Origin of the sequence: Streptomyces sp. NPDC021356 (assembly GCF_040641015.1) — a bacterium.
Taxonomy (GTDB): domain Bacteria; phylum Actinomycetota; class Actinomycetes; order Streptomycetales; family Streptomycetaceae; genus Streptomyces.
In genome coordinates, this window is sequence record NZ_JBFACU010000003.1 from 319,514 (window position 1) to 346,442 (window position 26,929).

Below are 26,929 nucleotides of genomic sequence, written 5' to 3' on the forward strand. Positions count from 1 at the left end.
CCTTCCTCGGCCGGCGGTGACCGCTCAGCGCGCCGACGCGGCGCCGACGCTGTTCTTCAGTTCGAGGACGAGCTGCGGGCTGAGCGCGGCACCGGCCCGGTTGGCGAACAGCGTCATCTCGTAGGCGATGTTGCCGAGCTTGGCCTCCTTGTCGGTGACCACGCCGAGCACCGCGCCGCTGCCGATCGCGGACACCAGGACGTGGCCGCCCTCCAGGTCGATGATGACCTTGTTGAGGGCGCCCAGGCGGTAGTTGCCGGAGGCGCCGGCGGCCAGGCTGGTGATGCCGGAGACGATGGCGGCCAGCCGCTCGGAGTCGGCGTGCTCGCGCAGCTGCGACACCGCGATGAGCAGTCCGTCGGAGGAGACGGCGATGGCGTCGACGACACCGGCGGTCTCCGTCGCGAAGCGGTTGAGCAGCCAGGTGAAGTCGGCTGCGGCGGCCTGCAGATCGGTCGGCGGGGTGCCTCCCGTCGGAGTGTCACCTGTCGACGTGCTCACTGCTCGGCTCCTTCCGGGAGGTCGTTCTGGTGGTGCTTTTCGGGGGTGTCGCCGGTGTCGGCGGGGGCGGTGGGGCCGGGCTCGGCGGAGGCGGTCGGGGACGGGGCGTCGGGGCGGTGGCCGGCGGCGGTGTCGCGGTGGGCGCGTTCCACCGCGGCCTCGAACTCCTCCAGCGCGGACCGTACGGCGTCGGCGTCGGCGGGCCGTACGTCCTCGCGGGCGCCCGGGGCGGGGCCGTCGGCGGCGCGCAGGGTCGCGCCGCGCACGCGCCGGCGCAGGGGACGGGCGACCGCCGTCCCGCCGGGCTCCTCCTGGCCCGGCGCCGGCCGGCCGGACGCCGCCTGTGCCGGAATGGTCTCCTTGCGGGCCCGGGGAATGAACGGGGCCCGCGCCGCGGGCCGGTCGGCGGCCGGCTCCCGGTCCGCCGTCGCCTCCCCGCCGGACGCGGCGGGGGCCGTGTCGCGCCGGGGGAGGCGGCGGGGGAGCGAACCGGGCTCGTCGCCGCCGGGGGCGGATTCCGGCACCACGGCGCCCGAGGGCCTCGGCCCGGTGACCTCCCCGGCACCGGTGGCGGCCGGGGCGTCCGTGGCGCCGGCCGTGACCTCGCTGCCGGCCGGCTCCGCCGAGCTGCCGCCGGCGGTCAGTGAACCGGTGCTCAGTGAACCGGTGGCCAGCAGCAGCGCGGGCGGGATCGTGACCTCCGCCGTGACACCGCCGCCCGGGGTGCGGGTGAGGGCGACCCCGACCTCCCAGCGCCGGGCCAGCGTGCCCACCACGAAGAGGCCGAGCACCTTCGTCGGCACCACGTCGAGGCGTTCGCGGTGGATCAGGCGGGCGTTCTCCTCGGCCAGGCGCTCGGCGCTCATGCCGAGCCCGTGGTCGGTGACCGCGATCGACGCGCCCTCGGCGCCGGACCGCACGGTCACCTCGACGGGGCTGCCCGCCGGGGAGAACGACACCGCGTTCTCCAGGAGTTCGGCCACCATCAGCGTCAGGTCGCCGACGATGTCCGGCGCGACCATGATCTCGGTCCCGGCGTACAGCCGCACCCGCTGGTAGCCCTCGATCTGGCCGAGTGCGGCCCGGACCACGTTGGTCAGCGCGGTGGGGACGGAGTCCAGGACGGCCTCGCGGATGCCGGCCAGCAGCATCAGGCTGTCGGCGTTGCGGCGCAGACGCACGGCGATGTGGTCGATGGAGTAGAGACGTTCGAGCAGGGCGGGGTCGGTCTCACCGCGCTCGACCGCGTCGATCAGCGCGAGCTGGCGGGTGGTGAGGTTGCTGACGCGGCGGCCGACGTTGCCGAACATCTCGGCGACGTTGCGGCGGCTGAGCACCTGGCGCTCCAGCAGCGCGGCGGCCGTGGTCTGCACCTGGTTGAAGGCCGCCGCCAGGTCGCCGATCTCGTCGCGCGCGGTGACGGGCACGTCCTTGAGGCGCGGGGGCCCGGTGTCGTCGGAGTCGTCGTCGGCGACCCGGGCGAGTTCCCGCCCGGTGGCCGCGGAGACCTCCTGCGCGGCCCCGGTGAGCGCCTGCACCGGCCGGACCACCGAGCGGCGCACGGCCACCGAGAAGCCGAGCCAGAAGAGGAAGCCGAGCAGGGCGGCGGCCAGCAGCCCGGCGGCCCGCCACCACGCGTCCGTCGAGGCGTCGTCCGCCGTGTCGGCGATCTCGTCGATGAGCGAGGAGGCGATCTCCAGGCGGGAGGCGGCCTGTTCGGGGTAGGAGGGGTAGTCGCCCAGCGCGTCCTGGAAGGCGCGGCGGATCCGGTCCGGGGAGTTCGCCTGGAGACTGCTCGGGTCGATCTGCAGTTCGGCGTACGCCTCGGTGATCCGGCGCTGCGCGGCGGTGTGCTCCACCTCCGCGAGCCGGTCGGCCTGCGCCACGGTGGCGAACCGGGAGAAGCGGTCGGCCTGGTAGGTGTACAGCTCGTGCGAGCCGACGGCGCCGGTGAACTCGATGAGCGCGTTGGTGTCGCCGGTCGTCGCCGAGAACACGCTCGTCTCGAAGGAGCTGTGCGCGGCGTCCGCGCGCAGCAGGGAGTCCAGCAGGTTGCCGGTGAAGGTGGCCGCGAGCGCCGCGTTCCGGTCGAGTCCGAGGCCGTCGATCAGGTTCTTCGAGGCGCCCGTGTAGGCCGGGTCGATGTTGTCGGCGGGCAGGTAGCCCTCTTCCACGGTGCCGCGCAGGCTGGTGAGGCCCTCGATCTCCCTGAGGGCCTGTGCCTCGGTGCCCGGCAGCCGGTCGCCGAACGCCTGCCGTACCGCCGCGACCTGCGCGTCGACCGCGCCCTGCGCCCTGCGGTAGGCGGTGGTCGAGGGCCGGGCGCCGATGCCCTGGGCCTCGTAGCGCACGGAGAGCAGGACGGCCTGCTGGTGCTCGGCCTCCACCCGGTCGACCAGGGCCGCGACCTGGGCGCTGTCCCGTACCAGCCGGGCCGCGTCCGCCGCGTCCCTGGCCTGGCCGACCTGGCCCGCGATCAGGTAGGCGAGCAGCAGGCCGACCACGGCGAGCGGGACGCCGACCAGGACGTTGAGTTTGCGCCGGAAGGGCCACCGGTCGGCGAATCCCCGGATGCCACCGGCCCGGGGCGGTGGGGCCTGCCGTGGGGGCGCGTCCACCTCGTTCGTGGACACCGGGCCTCCTTCGAAGGGTGTCTCCACCCGGGACGATCGTGACGGCGATGATGCGCGACGACACCGGAGCGGCCCCCGTACACCGCTGTGACCAATGTCAACTTCGTGAAATGTACCGCCTCTTCGAAGCGGCGTTCGGCCCGTCCCATCAAGAATGCGTTACGAAGCAATCGCTTGCACTTCACAAGCGGTCCGGGATCGAAGCCAATCGGTGACCTGGCCGCACTTGACTGATCAAGAAGTGGCTGGATTGGATCAGTAAAGTGCGGCGCCCCGTATGCCGCGCTCCCTTGTCCACGACACGCCCCCACGACTTCCCGACCCGGAACGAGAATTGTGACTTCTTACGCGAAGAGCACCAGGTCCAGCACGAGGCACGCCGGCGTGGCCGCCGTCGCCCTCGCCGCCACCGTCGCCCTCGTCGCCGGGTGTTCGTCCTCCGACGACAAGTCCGGCAGCGACCCGCTGGCGGGCGGCAAGGCGAGCGGCGACAGCGTGGTCGTCGGCTCCAACAACTTCGCCGAGAGCATCCTGCTGGCCGACATCTACGGCGAAGCACTGAAGGCGAAGGGCGTCAAGGTCACCTACAAGCACAACATTGGCAGCCGCGAGACCACGTACGGCCTGCTCAAGAACGGCTCCGTGACCGTCCTGCCCGAGTACAACGGCGCGTTGCTGGCCTACCTCGACAAGAACGCCGCCCCCAAGACGGTCGCCGCCACCACGGCCGCCATCGGCGCCAAGCTCGACCCCAAGCTGACGGTGCTGGAACCCTCGCCCGCGCAGAACAAGGACTCGGTCACCGTCAACGCCGCGACGGCGAAGAAGTACGACCTGACGGACAAGTCCTCCATCGCGGACCTCAAGGACGCCGCGAAGGACATGGTCATCGGCGCCTCGCCGGAGTTCCAGACCCGCCAGCAGGGCCTGCTGGGCCTCAAGTCGCTCTACGGGCTGGAGTTCAAGTCCTTCAAGGCGCTGGACGCGGGCGGCCCGCTGACCCAGGCGGCGCTGAAGAAGGACACCGTGCAGGCGGCGGACGTCTTCACCACGGACCCGGCCATCGCCAAGGAGAAGTTCGTCGTCCTCCAGGACCCGAAGAACCTCTTCGGGTTCGAGAACGTCCAGCCGCTCGTCCACAAGGGCGGACTCGACCAGAAGGGCACCGACGCGCTCGACGCGCTCTCCGCCAAGCTGGACACGGCCACGCTGCTGGACCTGGACACCCAGGTGCAGTCGCAGAACAAGGACCCGCTGGACGTCGCCACGGCCTGGCTGAAGTCGGCCGGTCTCGTCTGACCCCCCGGCCCCCGCGAGGACACAGCGGTGAACGGCACGACGCGGGCGCCCCGGGACGCGGGGGACACCCGCGTCGCGCTGGACGGCCGCCGCCTCTCGCTGCCCGGCGTGGTCCGCCTGGCCGACGCCGCGGCCGAACCCGTCGTACCGGCCGCCGCGCTGGCCCGGGCGCACCGCTCCTGGCGGGCGGCCGGGCGGCTCGCCGCCGGCGGCAGGCTCTACGGGCGGGGCACCGGCGTCGGCGCGCACCGCTCGGTGACGGTGGACAGCGGAGAGGAGACCGAGCACGGCCTGCGGCTGCTGCGCAGCCACGCGGGCGGGGCGGGCGCGGTGCTCCCGGCCCGCCAGGTACGGGCGATGCTGGCGATCCGCGCCAACCAGCTCCTCGCCGGCGGTTCCGGCATCCAGCCCGCCTTCGTCACCGCCCTCACCGAGGCCCTGCGGCTCGGCGTCCACCCGGCCGTCAACGAGTACGGCGGCCTAGGCACCGGAGACCTGACGGCCCTGGCCCAGACGGGCCTGACCCTCATCGGCGAACGCCCCTGGCTGAGCGGCGCCCCGGCGGGCGCCGGACCGTCCCCCGCCACCCTGCCGTACGGCCACCCGCCCGGCCGCGGCGGGCAGGACCGCGCCACGGACACCGCCGTCCCCGCGCTGCCCGCCCCCGTCGTCCCGCGGCCCGGCGACGCGCTCGCGCTGCTCAGCAGCAACGCCCTCACCCTCGGCCAGGCCGCGCTCGGCTGCCACGGCCTCGACGTGCTGCTGCGGGCCGCTCACGCCGTGGCGGCCCTGTCGCTCGCCGCCGTCTGCGGTTCCCTGGAGGCGTACGCGGCCGAGGTCCACGCGCTGCGCCCCTACCCGGGCGTCGCCCGCGCCGCCGCGGAGGTACGGCGGCTGCTCGGCGCGCCCGGCCGGCCGCACGGCCCCGGCGAGCACCGGATCCAGGACCCTTTCGGCTTCCGGGCCTTCCCGCAGGCGCACGGCCCCGCCCTGGACGCGGCAAACGCGCTGCGGCACATCGTCGAGGCGGAGGTCAACTGCCCCTCGGAGAACCCGCTCATCGGGCCCGACGGCACGGCGGCCTACCACCACGGCGGCTTCTACGCGGCGCCGCTCGGCCTCGCCCTGGACGCCCTCGGCCTCGCCGTGCTCCAGACCGCCCAGCTGTCCGCCGCCCGCCTCGCCGCGCTCGGCCGCCCGGACCTCACCGGCCTGCCCGCCTTCCTCGCCCGCGGACCGGCCGGCAGCTCCGGCACGATGATCCTGGAGTACACCGCCCACTCCGCCCTCGCCGAGCTGCGGACCTGCGCCACGCCCGCCTCGACCGGCCACGCGGTGCTCTCCCACGGCCTGGAGGAGGCCGCCAGCTTCGCCTCCCAGGCGGCCCGCCAGACCCTGCGCGCGGTGGACGCCTACGCGACCGTACTGGCCTGCGAACTGGTCGTCGCCGTGCGGGCGCTGCGGCTGCGCGCCGAGCCGCCGTGTGCCGCGGCCTTCGCCGTGGCCGCCGCCGCGCTGCCCGCGGGCACCGAGGACCGCCCGTTGACGGCGGACGTCGCCACCGCGGGCGAACTCCTGCCGGTACTGGCCGAGTTGTGAGCGCGAAGGCGGGTGACGGCGGGCGGCGCGGCGGCGCCGGGGGCGGGCCTCAGAGGTCGAACTCGTGCGGCGGCAGGTCCAGGGCGTAGCAGGCCTCGCGGACCACGGCCTGCTCGGTCTTGTCGAAGTCGCCGTCCGCGCCGCCGATCACGATGCCGATCTGGACGACGGCACGCGCCTCCGCCGGCTTCTTCTTCGCCTTGGCGATCTCCTGGAGCACGCTCACCTTGCCGAAGTCGAAGTCGGCGGTCAGCTTGTCCAGGTTCTCCTCGAAGCGGCGGCGCAGGTCGTCCGCGGGGAAGTTCTGCAGGACCTCGTTGGTGGCGATCAGCTGCGCGACGCGCCGGCGCTCCGACGGATCCACGGTGCCGTCGGCGGCGGCCACGAGGGCGCACATCGCCATGCTCGCGTCGCGGAAGGCGCCGCTCTTCAGGTCGTTCTTCTTCGCCGCCAGCTGGGTCTGCATCTGCGTCGCGGAATCCTTGATGCGGTCCCACAGGGCCATGGTGTTCTCCAAGCGTCGGATGGTTCAGATCTACAGCACCGTAGAAACTAGCGGGGAGCCGGATAAGTTCCGCGCCCGGGGCAGTTGAAATAAACCGCCTGACCGGTTTTCAAGTGCCCAGCTTTCGCCCGGCTTTGATGGCTATTCAGCCGAAGATTCGGAGTAAATCGACCCCGCTCACGCCCTGGTGAGGGCCAGGACGCGTGGGCTATCGTGGAGGCGAACAAGAAACAAACAGCATGCCCCGTTCGTTACACCTGGAGTGTTCTGGCCATGCCGAGGCAGTTGCGTGCCGAGCAGACGCGCTCGACGATCATCACGGCGGCTGCCGACCTGTTCGACCGGAACGGCTACGAACGGACCAGCCTCAGCGACATCGTCGAGCACGCGCAGGTCACCAAGGGCGCCCTGTACTTCCACTTCGCGGCCAAGGAGGATCTCGCCCACGCCATCATGGAGTTGCAGGCCAGGGCTGTGCGCCAGGTGACGGGCGAGGTGGAGGAGCGGGACTGCCCGTCGCTGGAAGCGCTGATGCGCATCACGTTCGCGTTCACCCGGTTGTCCGTGGAAGGGCCGGTCGTCCGCGCGGGGTTCCGGCTGGCCACGGGCGGCGTCGAGGTACGGCCTCCGCTGCGGCACCCCTTCACCGAGTGGCTGGAGATCGCCACCACCCGGCTCCTCGGTGCGGTCAAGGAAGCCGACGTGCACCCCGACGTCGACGTCCATGCCGCCGCGCGCTCCCTGGTCTCCTTCTTCGTCGGCACCCGCGTCACGGGCCGGCCGCTGGAACCGGTGGCACGGCTGCCGCGCAGGACGACCGAGATGTGGCACCTGCTGATCCGGGGCCTGGTGCCGCTGCCCCGGCGGCCGCGCTATCTGGGCCTCGCCGCACAACTGGAACGCGAGGCCGGGCCCGCCGGTCCGCCGGCCCGCTGACGGCGGCCGTGGCGGACCGCGCCGCGCGGCGGCGTGGTCCGCCGGTCACCACCGGCGCGGACTGGACTTTCGGCAGTGGTCGAACGGCGTCGGAGGTCCGTACCGTCGTCCCCGTGGACAGCGCAATCATCAACGGCGGGACGGTGACCGCAACCACCTTCCCGCGGCGGGTACCTGTTCCCGGGGCCGTGCTCACCGCGGCCACCGCGGCGGCCGCCGCTCTGAGCATGCTGAACCCGTGGTGGGCCGTCCCGACCGCCGTGGCCGCGTTCCTGGCGGGCCACCGGCCCCGACGGACGGCGCCGACGGCGCTCGCCCTGGCCGCCGTTCTCGCGGCCGGCGTCGCGGCCCTGTCCGTCGTCCCCGCCTGGCTCCCGCCGGCCGGCCGCTTCGTGACGGTGGTGGTCGGTCGCCGCGGTCATGGTGCCCCTCGTGTCGGGGGCGTTGCCGAGCGGGGCCGTCGTGGGCTGGGAAATGCTGTCCGCGTCCCGGTCCGTCCTCGATGCGGGCGACTACGCCAGGCTGCGTGGGGGGCAAGATCGTTCCGAGGCGGCGCGTTCCCTGCCGGACCGGCAGACGAACTGCCGACCGCTGAGCGCCGAGCCGACGGGAGACGGCGCCACGTGCGAGTACTACGCGATGACGGCCGACCGGTTCGACGCCCGGTCGGGCGACGCCTACCGACTCTGCTTCCGGAAGGGCACCCTGGTGTCCCTGGGCACGATCACCCCGTGAGCGGCCGATGATCCGGGTGCTGATCGCCGATGACGAGCCGATGATCCGCGCGGGGGTACGCGCCGTCCTCGCCACCGACCCGGACATCGAGGTCGTCGCCGAGGCCGTCGACGGGCGCGACGCCGTGGAACTGGTCCGGCGCCATCGTCCCGCGGTGGCCGTGCTCGACATCCGCATGCCCGGGCTGGGCGGCATCGACGCCGCCGCGGAGATCCGGGACACGGTGCCGGCCACGGGGATCGTCATGCTGACGACCTTCGGCGAGGACGACTACATCCTCAAGGCGCTCGGCAGTGGCGCGGCAGGCTTCCTGATCAAGTCGGGCGACCCCGGGGAGCTGATCAGCGGAGTGCGTGCGGTGGCCGAAGGCGCCGCCTACCTGTCACCGAAAGTCGCGGCCCGGGTCATCGCGCACCTCGCCGCGACGGGCGCGGGTACCCTGGCCGGTCGGCGCTCCGCCGCCCGCCGCCGGGTCGACGCCCTCACCACTCGGGAAAGGGAGGTACTGGCCTTTCTCGGAAGCGGCCTGTCCAACGGTCAGATCGCCCGGCGCCTCCACGTGGTGGAGGGGACGGTCAAGGCCCACGTGAGCTCCATCCTGGCGAGACTGGGCGTCGACAACCGCGCCGCTGCCGCGGTCGTGGCCCATGAGGCCGGGATCATCCCGCCGCAGCCCTCGCAGCCGTGACGCCGCTCCCTGGGCCAGGGGCAGGAAGGCGAGGAGCACCGCCGCCACGACAGCGCAGCCGAGCGTCGCGCCGGCGAGCACGTCGTGCGGGTAGTGGACGCCCACCAGCACGCGCAGGAACGCGGCGGCCGCGGCCAGGGGCAGGGCGAGCACGGCGAGGCGGGGCCGCAGCACGGCCAGCCCGACGGCCAGCCCGACGGCCAGGGTGGAGTGGTTGCTCGGGAACGACCAGTCCCCCGCCGCGGGGCACTGGGCGACGGGTTCGGCGGCCGAGCCCAGCGCGCGGCACGGACGCTCCTCGTCCACCACGACCTTCACCGCTTCGCTCACCGCGTAGGCCGCGACGGTGCCGAGGCCGGTCAGTACGGAACCGGCGACCACGCGCGGGTCGCCGCGGCGGACCGCCGTCCACCCCGTCCAGAGCAGCAGCAACCCGAGCAGCACGAGCGTGCCGTCGGTGGCCGCTTCCAGGAGGGAGTCCAGCCACGACGGGGCATCCGCCACCGCCCCGGTCACCGACCGGTACACGGACGCCGAAGCCCCACCCGTGACCTCGATGGGGCCGGCCTCGCCCAGCCCGCCGGGGGACAGCCACGTGACGACTCCCGCACCCGCGGCCACGACGGCCGCCGCGCCGACCGGCCGACCGGCCCCGGCCTTCTTTCGTGGTTCTCGTTCCATGAGGTCCGACCGTAGAGGCGAAAACCGCCGGGCACCCGGGCCCAACGGCAACGCCCACCCCTGACGATCGTCGGGGTTGACCACGGCGGTGCCTTCGTTCCGCGCCACCGGGGCCGCCCGTGGGGCGGGTTCGGCGGTGATTCACGCGATGGTGTGATGGGATGGCCGCCGGAGGATGGCTCCTGAACCTCCCGGGTAGGGCCCGGCCATGACGCAGCAGCCCTTCGAACTCCCGTACTTCTACATGCCGTATCCCGCACGGCTGAACCCGCACCTCGACGAGGCGCGCGCCCATTCGACGCAATGGGCGCGCGACATGGGCATGCTGGAGGGCTCCGGGGTCTGGGAGCAGTCCGACCTGGACGCGCACGACTACGGACTGCTGTGCGCCTACACCCACCCCGACTGCGACGGACCCGCCCTCTCCCTGATCACCGACTGGTACGTGTGGGTCTTCTTCTTCGACGACCACTTCCTGGAGACGTTCAAGCGCAGCCAGGACCGGGCCGGCGGCAAGGCCTACCTGGACCGGTTGCCCCTGTTCATGCCGCTCGACCCCGCCGCCCCCGTCCCCGAGCCGGAGAACCCCGTGGAGGCGGGCCTGGCCGACCTGTGGGCGCGTACGGTGCCGTCGATGTCGGCCGACTGGCGGCGCCGGTTCGCGGTGGCCACCGAGCACCTGCTGAACGAGTCCCTGTGGGAGCTGTCCAACATCAACGAGGGGCGGATCGCCAACCCCGTCGAGTACATCGAGATGCGCCGCAAGGTCGGCGGCGCCCCCTGGTCGGCGGGGCTCGTGGAGTACGCCACCGCCGAAGTGCCCGCCTCGATCGCCGGGTCCAGGCCGCTCAGGGTGCTGATGGAGACGTTCTCCGACGCCGTGCACCTGCGCAACGACCTGTTCTCCTACCAGCGGGAGGTGGAGGACGAGGGCGAACTGAGCAACGGCGTGCTGGTCCTGGAGACCTTCTTCGGCTGCACCACCCAGGAGGCCGCCGACACCGTCAACGCCGTCCTCACCTCACGCCTGCACCAGTTCGAGCACACCGCGCTCACCGAGGTGCCCGCCGTGGCCGCGGACAACGGCCTCACCCCCGACCAGGTCGCGGCGGTGGCGGCGTACACCAAGGGCCTCCAGGACTGGCAGTCGGGCGGTCACGAGTGGCACCTGCGCTCCAGCCGGTACATGAACGCACGGGCGCGCCCGACCAGCCCCTGGCAGCCCCCGTCCGGACCCGGCACCGCGGCCGTCGACGTGGGCGCCCTGCTCGCCGCGGCCGGCGCCGAACGCCTGCGCGCGTACACCCACGTCCCGTACGAGAAGGTCGGCCCCTCCCGCATCCCCGACCTGTACATGCCCTACCGGCTGGAGCTGAGTCCGCACCTGGACCGCTCCCGGCTGCGGCTCGCCGACTGGTGCCACCGCACGGGCATCCTCACGGAAGGCGTCTGGGACGAGGACAAGCTCGCCGCCTACGACCTCGCCCTGTGCTCGGCGGGGATCGACCCGGACGCGACCCCCGAGGCGCTCGACCTGAGCGCGCAGTGGCTCGCCTGGGGCACGTACGGCGACGACTACTACCCGCTGGTCTACGGCCACCGCCGTGACCTCGCCGCCGCCCGGACGACCACGGCCCGCCTGTCGGCGTGCATGCCCGTCGACGGCGAGGAGGCCGTCGTCCCGCTCGACGCCATGGAGCGCGGCCTGACCGACCTGTGGGCGCGGACCACCGCCGAGATGACCCCCGGCCAGCGGCGCACCCTGAAGCACGCGGTCGACTCGATGACCGAGAGCTGGTTGTGGGAGCTGTCCAACCAGTTGCAGAACCGCGTGCCAGACCCCGTCGACTACCTGGAGATGAGGCGTGCCACCTTCGGCTCCGACCTCACCCTCAGCCTGTGCCGGATGGGCTGCGGCCCGTCGATCCCGCCCGAGGTCTACCGCAGCGGGCCGGTCCGCTCCCTGGAGAACGCGGCCGTCGACTACGCCTGCCTGCTCAACGACGTCTTCTCCTACCAGAAGGAGATCGAGTACGAGGGCGAGATCCACAACGCGATCCTGGTCGTGCAGCACTTCTTCGGCATCGGCTATCCCGCCGCGCTCGACGTGGTGCACGACCTGATGACCCAGCGCATGCGCCAGTTCGAACACGTGGTCGCCCACGAACTGCCCGTCGTCTTCGATGACTTCGAGCTGTCCCGGCAGGCCCGCGCGGCCGTGCACGGGTACGTCGCCGACCTGCAGAACTGGATGGCCGGCATCCTGCACTGGCACAGCGAGGTGAACCGCTACAAGGCCGATTGGCTGGCCCGCCGCGCCCACGCCTTCCTCCCGGACCGCCCCCCGGCACCCGCGCTGCCCGTCGGCTGAGCGGGCGCCGGGGGCGGTCCGGCTGCTGCGGGGCGCCGGGGCGCCGCAGCGCGCCCTGGTCCATGACGATCTCGCAGCAGCCAGCAGGAGGTGATCGCTCATGCGGGGGAACCTGACAGCCGCCGGCGACTTCAGTCTCACTCGTTCGTGGCTCGTGGTGGGCGCGGGCGCCGGGTAGTCACCAGCCGGAGGCCGGAGCAGGCCGAAGGAGAACGATGGAACAGACTGCGTTGCGTCCCAAGCCGCTGCCCGGCGGGGAGTCCGGCGGGACCGCCCCGCGCGAGCGTGCCGGCGGTCCGCGGACCGGGAGCGGGCGGGGGCGCCGGTGGCCGGCCGCGCTGTGCGGCCTGCTGGCGGGCCTGGTCCTGCTGCTGGCGGGCGTCGGCCTGGGGGCGGTGGGCGCCACGGTCATCGGCCTGAGCAGGCTCACCGAGGCGCAGCGACTGGCGGGCGCGGCGGGTGTGGCCGGCGTGTCGGGTGTGACTGCTGCAGCCGGTGAGGCGGCGGCAGCCGGGCGGGCGCCGTCGCCGCGGCCCGCCCCGGCGGGCGGGGGCCCGGCCGCGGCCGCCGCGCCGGTGGGGCCGACCCTCGGGGTGGAGGCGGTGGACGACGACGGGCCCGGCGCGCGGGTCGTCGGCGTGCACGTACCGGGCCCCGGTTATGCGGCCGGTCTGGTCCGCGGCGATGTCCTGCTCGTGTTCGGCAGGACGCGGATCGACTCGGCGGCGGACCTCGCGCGCGCGGTGGCCGGGGCCCGCCCGGGCCATGAGGTGGCCCTGACCGTACGGCACCGCAGCGGCGGCTACCAGCAGCTGGACGTCACGCCGGGCGTCGTCACGTGACGACGCGGAAGTGGCTCGTCAGCCGGCCCTCGTCGTCCAGCACGTGGAAGGCGAGCCCGGGCGGGGCCTCCCGGTCGGCCGCGGCCTCGCCCTCCCAGGGCAGCCGCAGCGTCCAGGTGACCCCGGGGCCGACGACCAGCGGGCGCCCGGCGAACGACGTCGCGGCCGGCGTGTGGGCGTGCCCCGTGATCAGCCCGGCGATCGCCGGGCGCCGCCGCAGCAGGGCGGCCAGGCGGCGCGGGTCGCGCAGGCGGTAGCGGTCGGGCAGGGGGTGGTGCAGGGCGACCGGAGGATGGTGGAAGGCCAGCAGGGCCGGCCGGTCGTCGCCGAGGTCGTCGAGCGTCTCCTCGATCCAGCGGTACGTCTCCTCCTCCAGCGCGCCCTCGTCGCTGCCGGGGACGCTGGAGTCGCACATGAGCACCGCACCGCCGCGTCGTCGAACGCCTGCACGGAGTTGACGGGTTCCGTGGTCGGCGCACCGCCCAGCAGCGCCTTGCGGTAGGCGGCGCGGCCGTCGTGGTTGCCGGGGCAGGTGAGCACCGGGAACGGCGCGGCTTCGCCGGACAGCCCCAGCAGCGCGGCGGCCTCCTCGTACTCGGCCTCCGCGCCGTGGTCGGCGATGTCGCCGGTCACCAGCAGCGCGTCCACCCGCCCCGGCAGCTCCCACAGCGCGTCGCGCACCCGCGTGGCGCGTTCCGTCGCCCGCGCGGTGCCGTCCAGATGCAGATCGCTGATGTGTGCGATGACGAGCACGGCGTACCCCTCCTGTCGGCCGACTCATGGACAGAGGCGATCCCACCACGAGATCTAATGGTTGATCAACCCCCATCCATTAGCGTGGATCTCGCAAACCAGTGGTCCGCCGGGCCTCCCAGCGGCGAGGATGGTGACGTGACACGGTCCCGCCGACCGGCTCGCGCGGCCTCCTCCGCGCGGGCAGGATGCTGCCCGTGGTCACTGCTCGTCCCTCACCGTCCCTTCAGCCGCACACGGAGGCCCGGATGACCGGCACCGCGCCCGCGCCCTTCACCGCCGACGACTACCGGGCCCGGATGGCCCGCGCCGCACGGGCGGCGGCCGACGCCGAACTCGCGGGGCTCCTCGTGGCCCCGGGACCGGACCTCGTATGGCTCACCGGCTACGCGCCGCCCGCCACCACCGAACGGCTCACCCTGCTGGTCCTGACCCCCGGACAGGACCCGGTCCTCGTCGTGCCCACGCTGGAGGCCCCCGACGCCGCGCGCGCCACCGGCGCCCCCGCACTGACCCTGCGCGACTGGACCGACGGCAAGGACCCCTACGCCCTCACGGCCGCCCTCCTCGACGACCGCGGCCGGTTCGGCATCAGCGACAACGCGTGGGCCATGCACCTGCTCGGCCTCCAGCGGACCCTGCCCGGCACCTCCTACGCCTCCCTGACCGAGGCGCTGCCGATGCTCCGCGCCGTCAAGGACCCCGCCGAACTCGCCCTGCTGGCCGCCGCGGGAGCCGCCGCCGACCAGGCCTTCGAGGAGATCCGCAGCGTCCGCTTCGCCGGGCGGCGCGAGAGCGAGGTCGGTGCCGACCTCGCCGCCCTGCTGCGGCGCTTCGGCCACTCCCAGGTGGACTTCACCATCGTCGGCTCCGGCCCCAACGGCGCCGACCCGCACCACGAGATGGGCGACCGGGTCATCGAGCGCGGCGACATGGTCGTCCTCGACTTCGGCGGGCTCAAGGACGGCTACGGCTCCGACACCACCCGCACCGTCCACGTCGGCGAACCCACGGACGAGGAGCGCCGGGTGCACGACATCGTGCGCGAGGCGCAGGAGGCCGGCTTCCGCGCCGTGCGTCCGGGCGCCGCCTGCCAGGAGGTCGACCGCGCCGCCCGCGCGGTCATCGCCGGGGCCGGCTACGGCGAGTACTTCATCCACCGCACCGGGCACGGCATCGGCGTCACCACCCACGAGCCGCCGTACATGATCGAGGGGGAGGAGCAGCCCCTCGTGCCCGGCATGTGCTTCTCCGTGGAACCCGGCATCTACCTGCCCGGCCGCTTCGGCGTGCGGATCGAGGACATCGTGACGGTCACCGGCGACGGGGGCCGCCGCCTCAACGACACGACCCGGGAGATGGTCATAGTGGACTGACCCAACGGCGGCCCCCACCCACGACCCGAACGACACGGCGCGACGATGACCCAGGCACCGACACCCACCGCGGACACCGTCCGCCGGCTGGTCCGCACCCTGCTCCGGGACAGTCCGGAGAGCCGGGCCGCAGCACCCGGCGCAGCGGAGGTCCGGCCCGTCGCGGAGGGCGGCGAGCACTCCACCTGGTGGGTCGGCACCCGCCACGTGCTGCGGCTCGCCCCCGACCGCGAGACCTCCCTGCGCCAGCGCCGCGAACTGCGCCTGCGCGACCTCGCCCGCCCGCACCTGCCGGTGGCCGTCCCCGCGAGCGTCGCGCACGGCGACTGGGCGCCCGGACTGACGTACACGCTGGACACCAGGATCCCCGGCGGCACCGCTGACGAGCACGATGTCTCCGCCCTCGGCGAGGACGACCTGGCCGGGCTGCTCACCGGGCTGCGCGCGGTGCCCGTCCGGCAGGCCGAGACGCTCGGTGTGCCGCGCACCGCGCCCCGCTCACTGGAGGCGCTGCGCCGGATGGCCGTGCACTGCGCCGAGGCCCTCGGCCGGGCCGACGAGTTCGAGGCCGCGCGCCTGCACCAGCTCGCTCCGCCCGCCGCCGCCCAACTGGCCGCACAGCCGGGCACCGCGGTCCTCGTCCACCACGATCTCAAGGGTGAGCACCTGGTGGTCGCCGCCGACGGCCGGGTCCGCGGCGTTCTGGACTGGACCGACGCGGCGGTGGGCGACCCCGCCGAGGACATCGCGGGCCTCGCCCTGGCCGTCGGCTCACCCGCCGCCGTACGCGCCGCCACCCTCGCCGGGTACGGGGCCCGCCCGTGCCTGCGCGGCCTGTGGCTGGCCCGCTGCGACACCGTGATCCGTCTCGCCGCCCGTCTGGAGGGCCGCGACGACAGCCCGCTGCCGCTCCTGCGGACCCAGTTGCGCCACGCCTGGGAGGCGATCCTCCTGGAGCGGGTCACGGAGTTCCGCGAGGACGGCACTGATGGCACTGACGGCGGGGGCGGCACTGACGGCGGGGACGGTGGGGACGGCGAGGAGGGCGGGGACGACGCCGCACCCTGACCGAGGGCGGTGCGCTCAGCTCTGCGCCAGGACCACGCACGAGCGGCCGGGCAGGCGCAGCAGGCCGTCCTCGTCGGGCGCCTCGACCGGCTCCCAGGCGGCGAGCACCCGGGTCGGCCGGGCTCCCAGCGGGATCGCCGCGGGCTCGGTGCCGAGGTTCACGGCCACCCGCACGTCCCCGCGCCGGAAGGCCAGCCAGCGCCCCTCCTCGTCGTAGGCGACCCGGGTGGCGGCGAGATCGGGGTCGGTGAGGTCGGGCAGCCGGTGGCGCAGCGCGATCAGCCGCCGGTACCAGGCCAGGACGCGCGCGTGCGGCTCGCGTTCCGGCTCGGACCAGTCCAGGCAGGAACGGTCCCGGGTCGCCGGGTCCTGCGGGTCCGGAACGTCCTCCTCCGCCCAGCCGTGCGCCCCGAACTCCCGCCGCCGGCCCCGGCGCACCGCCTCCGCCAGTTCCGGGTCGGTGTGGTCGGTGAAGAACTGCCACGGCGTGCCGGCCGCCCACTCCTCGCCCATGAACAGCATCGGCGTGAACGGCGCGGTCAGCGTGAGGGTGGCCGCGCACGCCAGCAGCCCGGGAGCGTCCGCCAGCAGGGTGGACAGCCGGTCGCCCTGGGCCCGGTTGCCGATCTGGTCGTGGGTCTGGCCGTAGCCGAGCAGCCGGTGACCGGCCACGCGGGTGCGGTCCAGCGGGCGGCCGTGGTGGCGGCCCCGGAAGCTGGAGTACGTCCCGTCGTGGAAGTAGCCGCCGGTGAGCGTCTTGGCGACCGCGGCGAGCGGGGCCCGCCCGAAGTCGGCGTAGTAGCCCTGGGTCTCGCCGGTCACGGCCGTGTGCAGGGCGTGGTGGAAGTCGTCGCTCCACTGCGCGTGCAGCCCGAGGCCGTGCTCCGCGCGCGGGGTGATCAGCCGCGGGTCGTTCAGGTCCGACTCGGCGACGAGGAACAGCGGGCGGCCGAGGTCGGCGGAGAGGGCGTCCACGGCCGCGGACAGCTCCTCCAGGAAGTGGCGCGCGCGCGTGTCCACCAGCGCGTGCACCGCGTCCAGGCGCAGCCCGTCGAGCCGGTAGTCGCGCAGCCAGGCCACCGCGCTGCCCACGAGGAAGTCCCGGACCTCGTCGGAGCCGGGCGCGTCCAGGTTGACCGCCGAGCCCCAGGGCGTGTGGTGGGTGTCGGTGAAGTACGGGCCGAACCGGGGCAGGTAGTTGCCCGAGGGGCCCAGGTGGTTGTGCACCACGTCCAGGACCACGCCCAGACCCAGCTCGTGCGCCCGGTCGACGAAGCGCTTCAGCCCCTCCGGGCCGCCGTACGGCTCGTGCACCGCCCACAGCGACACCCCGTCGTACCCCCAGCCGTGCCGGCCGGGGAACGGGCACACCGGCATCAACTCCACGTGCGTGACGCCGAGTTCGACCAGGTGCTCCAGGCGCGCCGCCGCCGCGTCGAACGTCCCCTCGCGCGTGTACGTGCCGACGTGCAGCTCGTAGAGCACCGCGCCGGGCAGGGGGCGCCCGGCCCACCCGGCGGCACGCCACGCGTGGCGCCCGTGGTCGACGACGGCGCTCAGCCCGTCCGGGCCGTCCGGCTGCCGCCGCGACCGCGGATCGGGCAGCACGGGGCCGTCGTCCAGGGCGAAGCCGTAGCGCGAGCCGTCCCGCGCCCCGGCCTCACCGCTCCACCATCCCGGGCGCTCCGGATCACGCTCCAGCGCGCGCGTGGCGCCGTCGCACTGGAGTGTCACACGGCCGGCCTGCGGTGCCCACACCTCGAAATGCACGGACGGTTCCCCTTCGTCTGCTCACCGTGATGGCGTCCTCCATGGTCCTCCATAGGAGATCAATCCGCTTTTGAAACCACCCTTTTGCGGCGGGTGTCGTGAGGTCCGCACGCCCTGAGCCGCCTTCCCGTTTTCTGGACACCCCGCATCGGGTGTCCGACAATCAGCAGCGTGACGTCGTCCTTCGAGTTCCACCCGTACCCCGCGCGGCTGTCCGACACGGAGCGCGACCGGGCGCTGAAGGTGCTGCGCGACGGCGTCGCGGCGGGCCGGCTCTCGCACGACACGTTCCTGCGGCGCATGGAACTCGCGCTGGCCGCCCGCCGCCCGGACGAACTCGCCGTGCTCACCTCGGACCTGTCCGCCGAGGGCCGCCTGGCCCGCATGGTGTTCGGCACGGTCGAGGCCGTCTCCGGCTTCTCCGTACGGCTCCGCCGGGCCTGGCAGGCCGAGCGGCTGCCCAAGCTGCTGCTGCCGCACCCGGGCAGCGGCCGTCCGCTGCGCATAGGCCGCGACCCGGCGAGCGGCCTCAGGCTGAACCACGAGACGGTCTCCCGTGCCCACGCCGAGCTGGTCCACCAGGGCGGCCTGTGGATCCTGCGCGACCTGGGCTCGACCAACGGCACGACCGTCAACGGCCGGCGCGTGACCGGCGCGGCCGTCGTCCGCGAGGGCGACCAGATCGGCTTCGGGCAGGTGGCCTACCGGCTCTCGGCGCACTGAGGCGCACCGGACGCACCGAGGCGCACGGAGACGCACCGAGGGGCTGAGGGTCACCGAGGCGCTGCGGGTCACCGAGGCGCACTGAGGCGCTGCGGGTCACCGAGGCGCACTGGGACGCACCGAGACGTTCTGAGGCGTCCGGACGGGCGGGAGGCCGCGCGGCGCCGCTCCCGTTCGGGTGAGCCGGACTGCGGTCCCCGCGCCGGGGTGCCGATACACCGGCCATGACCCACTCCATCACCAAGGCGGCGAGCCGGTGGCTGCGCCGCGGCCTGCCGGCCACCGCGGCCCTGCTCCTCGCGGGGGCGGTCCCGGCCCAGGCGGCCCAGTCGTCCCTCCGGCACGCCGACCGCAGCGACTGGCTGTACGTCACCGTCACCCACGGCGACACCCGTTCGGGCGGCGACACCCGCGGCACCCTCCTGCTGTGCGACCCGCCCCACGGCCACTCCCGCGCGGCCGAGGCCTGCGCCGAGCTGCGCACGGCGCGCGGCGACATCCGCGGCATCCCGCGCAAGGAGGTGTTCTGCTCGATGATCTACGCCCCCGTGACCGTCCAGGCGCGCGGCGAGTGGCAGGGACGCGCGGTCGACTACACGGAGACCTTCGCCAACGCGTGCGAGATGAACGCCCGGACGGGGGGCGTGTTCGCGCTGGACGGGTGAGGACCGCGCACCGGCGGGGCCGGACACGAGCAGGCGACGGCCGTGCGGGGGGCGCGCCCCCTCACGCGCTCACGTCACGGGCGTGGCGGGCCGTCTCCACCACCGTGCGGGACTGGTGCTCGACCTGGTGCTCCAGCGGCACCCAGCGGGCCCGGAAGCGGTCCGCGAAGGCCCTGCTCCAGCTCGCGACGAGCTGTTCGAGGCCCGGCGCGGCACGGTCGTCGGCCTCGCGCAGCACCCGCAGCAGCATCGCCGCGGCCCGCAGCGGCAGCCGGCGGCCGAACGCGTCGACGCTGCCGACGTAGGCCATCGTCGTGTCGGCGGGCGGGGTCTGCACCCAGTCCGCCGCCAGTCCCGGCACCAGGCCCAGCCCCCAGCGCGCCGCGCGCAGCAGCGGCCCCTCGGCGCCCCGCAGCCGGGGCAGCGCGTCGGCGAGCACCAGGTCCACCTCCCGGGCGTCCCGCAGCAGCCGGGACGCCAGCCGCCGTATCGCCGCGTGCGGGGCGGGGTGCGGGGCCGGGTCGTCGACCAGGTCGCTCGCCCACATCGGGACCTCCACGACCGCCGTCAGACCGCCGTGGCGGTGGGCGTGGTACCAGGTGCTGAGGCGGGCGTCGTCCGGCAGGCTCGGGTACGCCAGCGCCGAGCCGGGCGCCGGCATCACCCGTACGCCGGGTCCGGAGACGGGCCAGCCCGCCGCGTCGCAGGCCCCCGTCTCCACCGGGATGTGCAGCTCCGCCGCCGACTTGGCGAAAGGTTCCGCCAACCCGGGGACGTCCCGGGTGAGCTGCACCCAGCTGCCGCCCAGCTCCGTGCCGTGCAGCGTGACCTGGAGGTAGGGCCGCAGCGCGTCGATGACGCCGGTCAGTGCCCGCGTCTCGGGCGGCAGCCGGTCGGGCGGCAGCACGGACGGCGACCACTCCGGCTGCTCGGACCCGGCTGGGCGGAAGAAGCCGAGGTGGTAGTCGAGCAGGCTGCGCGGGGCCGGCGTCACGTGCAGGCTGGCCCCGTCCGGGTCCGCGCAGAGCAGGAAGTGCCAGGAGGTGCCGGCGCGCAACTCCCGCTCGCGCAGCACGCGGTGGGCCAGTGCGAGGAGGGTGGAACCGCCCGTGGGCTCGTTGGCGTGCGCCCCTGCGACCACCAGGACGGCCCGCCGGGCGTGGCCGACGGACAGCAGGTGCAGCGGCCTGCCCGCGCGGGAGGCGCCGACCTCCTCCAGGGAGCACAGGGCCGGCCGGCGCGCGGCCAGCGACCGGGCCGAGGCCACTAGTTCGGGAACACTGGGATAGCGCGGCTCCGGCAGAGGACTCACCCCCGTACTCGTCCGCCCGGCTTCGCATCCCGCAGTACCCCACGGCCGGTGAGGACTGTCAAGTAGCCGCTCACCGGCAGTCCCGGCGAACCTTCCGGCCCGCTCCGCGCCCACCCCCGCCCGGACGGTCAGTCCACCCGTTCCAGCAGGGCTACGGGAAGTGTTTCGAAGAGGTCCTCCGCGCGCGCGTGGGTCTCGAAGGCGCGGCCCGGGGTCAGCACGTCCGCCCATCGGCCCGGGGGCAGCGGGAGCCGGGTGCCGCGCCAGCCGCCGTCCTCGGCCAGGCGCAGCGGGAGGCGGGTGACGGCCGTGACCGCCTGCCCGGAGCGGGCGAACGCCGTGCAGTGGTCCGCCGCCGGGCCCTCCGCCCGCAGCGGGGTGTACGTCGCGGCGGCGCCGAAGGCCTCGGGGCGGCGCGCGCGCAGCCGCAGCGCCGCCGCCGTCACCGCGCCCTTCGCGCCGGCGTCGGCGGGCGGCAGGTCCACGGGCCGCCGGTTGTCCGGGTCGACCAGGGCCCGGTACTCGGCCTCCGTGCCCTGGTAGAGGTCGGGCACCCCCGGCATCGTCAGGTGCACCAGGGCGGTGCCCAGCACGTTGGCCCGGACGTACGGCTCCAGCTCGGCGCGGAAGGCGGCCACGCGCCCGCCGGGCGGCCCGCACGGCCCCTGGGCGACGAACCGCTCCACCGCCTCCTCGTACGGTGCCTCCTGCTCCGTCCAGCTCGTGTACAGGCCCGCCTCACGCACGTGCTTCAGCAGCGCGGGCCCCACCCGCTCCGCGTCCGGCTCCCCGAGGCCGAACACCGTCTGCCAGGCCGCCCACGCCAGTTGCGCGTCGGGCGCGCCCTCCCCGGCACCGCTCACCTCGGCCAGCAGCCGGGCCCAGCGTCCCGGGCACTCGGTCAGCACGGCCAGGGCCGCCCGCACGTCGGCGCTGCGCTTGGTGTCGTGCGTGGAGACGACCGTCCCGGTGACGGGCCAGTCCCGCTGCACGCGCGCGCAGTACGCGTGGAAGTCCTCCGGGGACACCGCCGGGCGGCCCGGGTCGCCGCCGACCTCGTTGGCTGACAGCAGCGGCACGTACCGGTAGTACGCCGTGTCCTCCACGGACTTCGCGCGCAGCGCGGAGGCGGCCTGCGCGAACCGGGTCCGCAGCTCCACCGCGTCCGGTCCGGCACCGGCCCGCCCCAGCACCAGGTCGCGTACGACGTCCACGGCCCCACCCTCCTCGGGCACCGTGAAGGCGAGCCTGGCCGCCGCGGCGGCGTCCTCGGTGACCACCGAGGCGGCGTCCACAGAGGTGTACGGCCGGTACACCTCCAGGCGGACCAGCAGTTCCTGGAGCGCGGTGCGCAGGGCCCACGGCGCGCGGTCGCGCAGTGCCGGGTCCGGCGCGGACGAGCACACCCGGTCCGCCACCCGGGTCAGCCGCTCGGTCTCGGCCGCCAGCTCGTGCGTGATCACCTTGTACGCCGCCCGCCGCACCGTGGCCGCCCAGTCCCCGCCGCGGTCGGTCTGGGGGGCGGCGAAACGCCGGTAGTGCTCCAGCAGTTCACCGGCGCCGGCCGGGTCGGTGAACAGGCCGTCGACGTGCCGCAGGGCGTCGTAGCCGGTGGTGCCCGCGACCGGCCAGGAGGGCGGCAGGTGCTCACCGTCGGAGAGGATCTTCTCCACGACCGTCCACCGCCCCCCGGTCGCCTCGTGCAACCGGTCGAGGTAGCCGTCGGGGTCGGCGAGGCCGTCGGGGTGGTCGATCCGCAGCCCGTCGACCACGCCCTCGCGCAGCAGCTGGAGGATCTTGGCGTGGGTGGCCGCGAACACCTCCGGGTCCTCCACGCGCACGCCGATCAGCTGCGAGATGCTGAAGAAGCGCCGGTAGTTCAGTTCCGTCCGGGCCAGCCGCCACCACACCGGGCGGTACCACTGCGCGTCCAGCAGCTCCGGCAGCGGCAGTCCCTCGGTGCCCGCGCGCAGCGGGAAGGCGTGGTCGTAGTAGCGCAGGACGTCGCCGTCCGCCTTCAGGTGGTCGCTCTCCTCGCCGAGCGGGCCGCCGAGCACCGGCAGCAGCACCTTGCCGCCCTGCGCCTGCCAGTCGATGTCGAACCAGCGCGCGTACGCGGACGCGGGCCCCTCGCGCAGCACGTCCCACAGGGCGGGGTTGTGCCGCGGGACCATCGCCATGTGGTTGGGCACGATGTCCACGATCAGGCCGAGGCCGTGCTCCCGCGCGGTGCGCGCCAGCGCCCGCAGCCCCTCCTCGCCGCCGAGTTCGCCGCGCACGCGCGTGTGGTCCACGACGTCGTAGCCGTGCGGTGAGCCCGGCACGGCCTCCAGGACGGGGGACAGGTGCAGGTGAGAGACGCCGAGCGACGCCAGGTACGGGACGGCCGCCGCGGCGGCCGGGAACGGGAACGCGGGCTGCAGCTGGAGCCGGTAGGTGGCCGTGGGCACGACGGGTACGGGGTGCTCGGGTGTCATGCGATGCTACGTACCCGCCCGGCCGGGTTTCGTGTCATCCGTCCGTCCACGTGTCCCCGCGCGCGTGGCTAGCGTCGGACGATGACCACACCGGGGCGGCGCAGCACACTGGAGACCTACCGTGACGTGATCGGCCTGACGGGGCCGCTGCTTCCGGTGGTGTCGTTCCTCGGGCGGCTGCCCACGGCCACCATCCAGTTCGGCAGCGTGCTGCTCGTCGCCCGGACGAGTGACTCCCTGGCCGCGGCTGGGTTGACCGGCGGGGCACTCGCCCTCGGGCAGGTCTCCTGCGGGCCGCTCGTGGGGCGTCTCGCCGACCGGCACGGCCAGCGGACGGTCGTCCTTCTTTTCGCGTCGGCCAACGCGCTCGCGGTCACCGCACTGGTCGCCGGGGCGCTCGCGGGCCTCAACACGCCGGTGCTCGCGCTGCTGGGCGCGGGCGCGGGGGCGACCGTACCGCTGATCGGCCCGCTGGCCCGCGCCCGTCTCGTCGCCCTCGCCCGCCGGGCCGCGGTCCCCGACGCCACGGTGGGGGCGGCGCTGTCCTTCGAGAGCACGCTCGACGAGATCTCCTTCGTCCTGGGCCCCGCCCTGGTCGGAGTCGCGTCGGTCCTCGCGCACCCGGCGTACGCCCTGGGCGGGGCGGCGGTGCTGGTGGCCGTGTGCGGCACGGGCTTCGCCCTGCACCCGACGGCCACGGCGACCCGCCCGGGCACTGCGAACGGCCCCGGTTCCGCGCACGGCTCCGCCACCGAGGACGGCTCCGCCACGGAGGGCGGCTCCGCCACCGAGCACGGCCCCGGTTCCGCGCACGGCCTCGCCACCGAGGGCGCCCCCGGGCCCGTCGGCGGGCATCCGCCCGCCACGCGCGCGCGTGCGGTGCGCGGCGCGGGCGACGGCCGCCCCGGCATGCCCCGTTCCGTCCACGCGCTGCGGGCCGCGCTCGCCCTCCAGGGGGCGATGTTCGGCGCCTGCCAGGCGGGGATCACGGCGCTCACCGGGCAACTGGGGCAGGAGGACCAGGCCGGGCTCGTGTACGCCGCCATGGGTGTGATGAGCGCGGTCGCCGGGCTCTCCATGGCGGCCGTCCCCGCCCGCTTCGGACTGCGGGCACGCCGGCGGGCGGCCACGGCGGCGGCTTTCGCGCTCTCCCTGCCGCTGCTCGGCACGCACACCCTGACCGGCCTGTACGCCGTGGTGACCGTGCTCGGAGTGGCGTACGCCCCGCACCTGGTCACCGTGTTCGGGCTCACCGAGCGGGTGGTGCCGCCGTCCCGGCTCGCCGAGGCGATGGCGTACGCGACGAGCGCGATCGTCGCCGGACAGGCGCTCGCCGTCGCCGTCTGCGGGCGGCTGGCCGACGCGCGCGGTCCGGGCGCGGCCTTCGCCGTGGCGAGCACCGCTGCCGGTCTGGCCGCCGTGCTCGCCCTGACGGCACGCCCCGCGGCCGACGCCGGGGACCTCGCGAGCACGCCGCACGCGCGCGTGCCCACCGACGACCGCGCCGGCACGGCCGGCTGAGGCGCCGGCCCCGCCCGGACGCGAACCGGCGGGCCGGCTAGGCGGGGCGCTGCAGGACGACCATGCTGCGGTCCTCGAGGGTGAGCCGGTCGCCGGCCTGTGCCCTGCGGCCGGTGCCGGGCGGGACCGGGGCGGTACGGGCGGTGTCCACGACCACCTGCCACTGGCGTCCGTGATCGATGGGGACGACGAAGTCGAGGGCCTTCGGCGCGGCGTTGAACAGCAGCAGGAAGGAGTCGTCACTGATCCGCTCCCCGCGCTGGCCGGGTTCGGAGATCGCGTTGCCGTTGAGGAACACGGTCAGCGCGGAGGCGCGCGCCGAGTCCCAGTCCTGCTGGGTCATCTCCTTGCCCTCGGGGGTGAACCAGGCGATGTCGGACAGCTCGTCGTGGGTGCCCTCCACCGGTCGCCCGTGGAAGAAGCGGCGCCGGCGGAAGACCGGGTGCTCCTTGCGCAGCCGGGCCATCGCCCGCACGAACTCCAGGAGGTCGCTGCCAGGCTCGCCCGGCTCCGGCCAGTGCACCCAGGCCAGCGCGTTGTCCTGGCAGTAGGCGTTGTTGTTGCCCCGCTGGGTGCGGGCGAACTCGTCGCCGTGACTGATCATCGGCACGCCCTGGGACAGCATCAGGGTGGAGACGAAGTTGCGCATCTGACGCGCCCGCAGCTCCAGGACGTCGGGATCGTCCGTGGGGCCCTCCGCGCCGCAGTTCCAGGAGCGGTTGTGGCTCTCGCCGTCCCGGTTGTCCTCGCCGTTGGCCGCGTTGTGCTTGTCGTTGTAGGACACCAGGTCGTGCAAGGTGAAGCCGTCGTGGCAGGTCACGAAGTTGATCGAGGCCAGCGGCCGGCGGCCGTCGTCCTGGTAGAGGTCGGAGGAGCCGGTCAGCCGGGAGGCGAACTCCGCGAGCGTCCGCGGCTCGCCCCGCCACAGGTCCCGCACGGTGTCGCGGTACTTGCCGTTCCACTCCGTCCACAGCGGCGGGAAGTTCCCCACCTGGTAGCCGCCCTCGCCGACGTCCCACGGTTCGGCGATCAGCTTCACCTGGGAGACCACCGGGTCCTGCTGCACCAGGTCGAAGAACGACGACAGCCGGTCCACCTCGTGGAACTGCCGTGCCAGCGTCGCCGCCAGGTCGAAGCGGAAGCCGTCCACGTGCATCTCGGTGACCCAGTACCGCAGCGAGTCCATGATCAGCTGGAGCACGTGCGGGGACCGCATCAGCAGGGAGTTCCCGGTGCCGGTGGTGTCCGTGTAGTGGCGCGGGTCGTCCGCGAGCCGGTAGTACTGCGGGTTGTCGAGGCCCTTGAAGGACAGCGTCGGGCCGAGGTGGTTGCCCTCGGCTGTGTGGTTGTAGACCACGTCGAGGATGACCTCGATCCCGGCCTCGTGCAGTGCCCTGACCGCCGACTTGAACTCCAGGACCTGCTGGCCGCGGTCCCCCCACGAGGTGTAGGCGTTGTGCGGGGCGAAGAAACCGATCGTGTTGTAGCCCCAGTAGTTGTTCAGGCCCATGTCCACCAGACGGTGGTCGTTCACGAACTGGTGTACGGGCATCAGCTCCAGGGCGGTCACCCCCAGTTCGGTCAGGTGCTCGATGACCGCCGGGTGGGCCAGCGCCGCGTAGGTGCCGCGCAGTTCCTCGGGCAGACCGGGGTGGCGCATGGTGAGACCCTTGACGTGCGCCTCGTAGATCACCGTCTCGTGGTAGCCGCGCCTGGGCGGCCGGTCGTCGCCCCAGTCGAAGTACGGGTTCACCACGACCGAGGTCATGGTGTGCGGGGCGGAGTCGAGGTCGTTGCGCCGGCCGGGGTCGTCGAAGTGGTAGCCGTAGACCTCCTCGCCCCATCGGACGGAGCCGCTGATCGCACGCGCGTACGGATCGAGGAGCAGCTTCGCGGAATTGCAGCGCAGCCCGCGCTCCGGGGCGTACGGGCCGTGCGCACGGAACCCGTACCGCTGCCCCGGCATGACACCGGGCACGTAGGCGTGCCGGACGAACGCGTCGCTCTCCCGCAGTTCCACCGCCGTCTCCGAGCCGTCGTCGTGCAGCAGACACAGCTCTACTCGGTCCGCGGCCTCCGTGAAGACCGCGAAGTTGGTGCCGGCGCCGTCGTACGTGGCGCCGAGCGGATACGCCTCTCCAGGCCAGACCTGCATGGACACGACTCTCTCAGGTGTACGGCGCCGGGGGTGGCGCCCTGGCCCCGAGTGTCCCCGAAAGTGAGGTCGCCACGTACGACTTCGGCGTGGGTGCGTCGCCCGCCGGGACCTGTCCGAAGGCGTTCGAATCGGGCCCGGCCCGTAGGCTGGGTCTCGTCGGCCCGGCCGTGAAATCTCCGCGGTCCGGTGGTGAAGTGTCCGTGGCGCGGGTGCGGAATGTCCGCGGTCCGGTGGTGAAGTGTCCGTGGCGCGGGTGCGGAATGTCCGCGGTCCGGTGGTGAAGTGTCCGTGGCGCGGGTGCGGAATGTCCGCGGAC

19 protein-coding genes and 2 pseudogenes are annotated in these 26,929 nt (G+C 74.2%); 12 read left to right on the forward strand and 9 right to left on the reverse strand.

Going from position 1 to position 26,929, the window contains the following annotated elements:
* Positions 1-24 precede the first annotated feature (24 nt).
* Together AB0G56_RS05475 and AB0G56_RS05480 are read right to left on the reverse strand one after the other, a co-directional pair.
* Positions 25-501 (reverse strand): roadblock/LC7 domain-containing protein, encoded by a 477-nt coding sequence (locus tag AB0G56_RS05475; protein WP_360964014.1) that lies wholly within the window; start codon positions 499-501, stop codon positions 25-27.
* Positions 498-3,134 carry an ATP-binding protein gene (locus AB0G56_RS05480; protein WP_360964016.1) on the reverse strand — a complete coding sequence of 879 codons (2,637 nt, stop codon included), beginning with the start codon at positions 3,132-3,134 and terminating at the stop codon, positions 498-500. Before AB0G56_RS05480 ends, AB0G56_RS05475 begins: the two co-directional genes overlap by 4 nt.
* Positions 3,135-3,470: 336 nt before the next feature.
* Here AB0G56_RS05480 and AB0G56_RS05485 point away from each other — a divergent pair, with 336 nt between their 5' ends.
* Together AB0G56_RS05485 and AB0G56_RS05490 are read left to right on the forward strand one after the other, a co-directional pair.
* Entirely contained in the window at positions 3,471-4,433 is a 963-nt protein-coding gene (locus tag AB0G56_RS05485) for an ABC transporter substrate-binding protein (RefSeq protein WP_360964019.1), read from the forward strand.
* 27 nt (positions 4,434-4,460) lie between these two features.
* Positions 4,461-6,032 carry an aromatic amino acid lyase gene (locus tag AB0G56_RS05490; RefSeq protein ID WP_360964022.1) on the forward strand — a complete coding sequence of 524 codons (1,572 nt, stop codon included), beginning with the start codon at positions 4,461-4,463 and terminating at the stop codon, positions 6,030-6,032.
* Between the two features lie 49 nt (positions 6,033-6,081).
* Here the strand turns inward: AB0G56_RS05490 and AB0G56_RS05495 are convergent, their stop codons facing one another.
* Positions 6,082-6,537 (reverse strand): TerB family tellurite resistance protein, encoded by a 456-nt coding sequence (locus AB0G56_RS05495; protein ID WP_360964263.1) that lies wholly within the window; start codon positions 6,535-6,537, stop codon positions 6,082-6,084.
* 273 nt (positions 6,538-6,810) lie between these two features.
* Here AB0G56_RS05495 and AB0G56_RS05500 point away from each other — a divergent pair, with 273 nt between their 5' ends.
* The 3 genes from AB0G56_RS05500 (at position 6,811) to AB0G56_RS05510 (ending at position 8,896) form a co-directional block, all read left to right on the forward strand.
* Positions 6,811-7,473, forward strand: coding sequence for a ScbR family autoregulator-binding transcription factor (locus tag AB0G56_RS05500; protein WP_360964025.1), 663 nt, complete (start codon positions 6,811-6,813; stop codon positions 7,471-7,473).
* 432 nt (positions 7,474-7,905) lie between these two features.
* The gene (locus tag AB0G56_RS05505; protein ID WP_360964027.1) at positions 7,906-8,208 is read left to right on the forward strand and encodes a hypothetical protein; all 303 of its coding nucleotides are present in this window, start codon (positions 7,906-7,908) and stop codon (positions 8,206-8,208) included.
* 7 nt (positions 8,209-8,215) lie between these two features.
* Positions 8,216-8,896 carry a response regulator transcription factor gene (locus AB0G56_RS05510; protein ID WP_360964030.1) on the forward strand — a complete coding sequence of 227 codons (681 nt, stop codon included), beginning with the start codon at positions 8,216-8,218 and terminating at the stop codon, positions 8,894-8,896.
* 42 nt (positions 8,897-8,938) lie between these two features.
* On the opposite strand, the pseudogene AB0G56_RS05515 reads toward AB0G56_RS05510, so the two are convergent.
* A pseudogene (locus AB0G56_RS05515) lies at positions 8,939-9,577 on the reverse strand (phosphatase PAP2 family protein); the annotation flags it as partial.
* A gap of 208 nt (positions 9,578-9,785) precedes the next feature.
* Here AB0G56_RS05515 and cyc2 point away from each other — a divergent pair.
* Together cyc2 and AB0G56_RS05525 are read left to right on the forward strand one after the other, a co-directional pair.
* Positions 9,786-11,948, forward strand: coding sequence for a germacradienol/geosmin synthase Cyc2 (cyc2, locus tag AB0G56_RS05520; RefSeq protein ID WP_360964033.1), 2,163 nt, complete (start codon positions 9,786-9,788; stop codon positions 11,946-11,948).
* Between the two features lie 215 nt (positions 11,949-12,163).
* Positions 12,164-12,790 (forward strand): PDZ domain-containing protein, encoded by a 627-nt coding sequence (locus tag AB0G56_RS05525; RefSeq protein WP_360964036.1) that lies wholly within the window; start codon positions 12,164-12,166, stop codon positions 12,788-12,790.
* On the opposite strand, the pseudogene AB0G56_RS05530 reads toward AB0G56_RS05525, so the two are convergent.
* A pseudogene (locus AB0G56_RS05530) lies at positions 12,783-13,543 on the reverse strand (metallophosphoesterase). The gene AB0G56_RS05525 and the pseudogene AB0G56_RS05530 overlap by 8 nt on opposite strands.
* Positions 13,544-13,791: 248 nt before the next feature.
* Here AB0G56_RS05530 and AB0G56_RS05535 point away from each other — a divergent pair.
* Complete coding sequence (locus tag AB0G56_RS05535; protein WP_360964038.1) at positions 13,792-14,919, forward strand: aminopeptidase P family protein; 1,128 nt, start codon at positions 13,792-13,794, stop codon at positions 14,917-14,919.
* Between the two features lie 45 nt (positions 14,920-14,964).
* On the forward strand, positions 14,965-15,987 hold the full coding sequence (locus AB0G56_RS05540; protein ID WP_360964041.1) for an aminoglycoside phosphotransferase family protein: 1,023 nt from the start codon (positions 14,965-14,967) through the stop codon (positions 15,985-15,987).
* A 15-nt stretch (positions 15,988-16,002) separates the two neighbouring features.
* Here AB0G56_RS05540 and treZ read toward each other — a convergent pair whose 3' ends face one another.
* Positions 16,003-17,757, reverse strand: a complete 1,755-nt coding sequence (treZ, locus tag AB0G56_RS05545) for a malto-oligosyltrehalose trehalohydrolase (RefSeq protein WP_360964044.1) — start codon at positions 17,755-17,757, stop codon at positions 16,003-16,005.
* Between the two features lie 171 nt (positions 17,758-17,928).
* Between treZ and AB0G56_RS05550 the strand changes: the two genes are divergently transcribed.
* On the forward strand, positions 17,929-18,480 hold the full coding sequence (locus AB0G56_RS05550; protein WP_360964047.1) for a DUF1707 and FHA domain-containing protein: 552 nt from the start codon (positions 17,929-17,931) through the stop codon (positions 18,478-18,480).
* A 224-nt stretch (positions 18,481-18,704) separates the two neighbouring features.
* Complete coding sequence (locus tag AB0G56_RS05555) at positions 18,705-19,145, forward strand: SSI family serine proteinase inhibitor (protein WP_360964050.1); 441 nt, start codon at positions 18,705-18,707, stop codon at positions 19,143-19,145.
* Positions 19,146-19,206: 61 nt separating this feature from the next.
* Here AB0G56_RS05555 and AB0G56_RS05560 read toward each other — a convergent pair whose 3' ends face one another.
* Positions 19,207-20,457 (reverse strand): M14 family zinc carboxypeptidase, encoded by a 1,251-nt coding sequence (locus tag AB0G56_RS05560; RefSeq protein ID WP_360964053.1) that lies wholly within the window; start codon positions 20,455-20,457, stop codon positions 19,207-19,209.
* 128 nt (positions 20,458-20,585) lie between these two features.
* Positions 20,586-22,934 (reverse strand): malto-oligosyltrehalose synthase, encoded by a 2,349-nt coding sequence (treY, locus tag AB0G56_RS05565; RefSeq protein ID WP_360964056.1) that lies wholly within the window; start codon positions 22,932-22,934, stop codon positions 20,586-20,588.
* Positions 22,935-23,015: 81 nt separating this feature from the next.
* On the opposite strand from treY, the gene AB0G56_RS05570 reads away from it, so the two are divergent.
* Positions 23,016-24,455 carry an MFS transporter gene (locus tag AB0G56_RS05570; RefSeq protein WP_360964058.1) on the forward strand — a complete coding sequence of 480 codons (1,440 nt, stop codon included), beginning with the start codon at positions 23,016-23,018 and terminating at the stop codon, positions 24,453-24,455.
* Between the two features lie 37 nt (positions 24,456-24,492).
* On the opposite strand, the gene glgX is transcribed toward AB0G56_RS05570, so the two are convergent.
* Entirely contained in the window at positions 24,493-26,610 is a 2,118-nt protein-coding gene (glgX, locus tag AB0G56_RS05575) for a glycogen debranching protein GlgX (protein ID WP_360964061.1), read from the reverse strand.
* Between the last annotated feature and the right edge of the window lie 319 nt (positions 26,611-26,929).

What these genes read in the sequence shown, in the direction of transcription:
- glgX (WP_360964061.1), bottom strand. Translation starts at nt 26,610, where the DNA reads ATGCAGGTCTGGCCTGGAGAGGCGTATCCGCTCGGCGCCACGTACGAC.
- AB0G56_RS05535 (WP_360964038.1), top strand. Translation starts at nt 13,792, where the DNA reads ATGACCGGCACCGCGCCCGCGCCCTTCACCGCCGACGACTACCGGGCC.
- AB0G56_RS05555 (WP_360964050.1), top strand. Translation starts at nt 18,705, where the DNA reads ATGACCCACTCCATCACCAAGGCGGCGAGCCGGTGGCTGCGCCGCGGC.
- AB0G56_RS05570 (WP_360964058.1), top strand. Translation starts at nt 23,016, where the DNA reads ATGACCACACCGGGGCGGCGCAGCACACTGGAGACCTACCGTGACGTG.
- AB0G56_RS05510 (WP_360964030.1), top strand. Translation starts at nt 8,216, where the DNA reads ATGATCCGGGTGCTGATCGCCGATGACGAGCCGATGATCCGCGCGGGG.
- AB0G56_RS05540 (WP_360964041.1), top strand. Translation starts at nt 14,965, where the DNA reads ATGACCCAGGCACCGACACCCACCGCGGACACCGTCCGCCGGCTGGTC.
- treY (WP_360964056.1), bottom strand. Translation starts at nt 22,934, where the DNA reads ATGACACCCGAGCACCCCGTACCCGTCGTGCCCACGGCCACCTACCGG.
- cyc2 (WP_360964033.1), top strand. Translation starts at nt 9,786, where the DNA reads ATGACGCAGCAGCCCTTCGAACTCCCGTACTTCTACATGCCGTATCCC.
- AB0G56_RS05525 (WP_360964036.1), top strand. Translation starts at nt 12,164, where the DNA reads ATGGAACAGACTGCGTTGCGTCCCAAGCCGCTGCCCGGCGGGGAGTCC.
- AB0G56_RS05495 (WP_360964263.1), bottom strand. Translation starts at nt 6,537, where the DNA reads ATGGCCCTGTGGGACCGCATCAAGGATTCCGCGACGCAGATGCAGACC.
- AB0G56_RS05500 (WP_360964025.1), top strand. Translation starts at nt 6,811, where the DNA reads ATGCCGAGGCAGTTGCGTGCCGAGCAGACGCGCTCGACGATCATCACG.